Genomic DNA, 307 nt, shown 5'->3' on the forward strand with positions numbered 1-307 from the left:
AGTCGGCCCCTAAGGCGAGGCAGAGATGCGTAGCTGATGGGAAGCAGGTTAATATTCCTGCACCGTCGTATGATGCGATGGGGGGACGGATCGCGGAAGGTTGTCTGACTGTTGGAATAGTCAGTTTTTGACTCATAGAAGGTGCTTAGGCAAATCCGGGCACGTAATTCAAGGGGTTGAGACGAGTGAACTTGTTCACGAAGCAATCGGAAGTGGTTCCAAGAAAAGCCTCTAAGCTTCAGTCATACGAGACCGTACCGCAAACCGACACAGGTGGGCGAGATGAGTATTCTAAGGCGCTTGAGAG

1 rRNA gene is annotated in these 307 nt (G+C 51.5%); it reads left to right on the forward strand.

What is annotated here, in order from left to right:
- Positions 1–307 (forward strand): 23S ribosomal RNA (locus tag GCM43_RS25575); the annotation flags it as partial.

The sequence above is a fragment of the Janthinobacterium aquaticum genome (genome assembly GCF_009208565.1).
Lineage (GTDB): Bacteria > Pseudomonadota > Gammaproteobacteria > Burkholderiales > Burkholderiaceae_D > Janthinobacterium.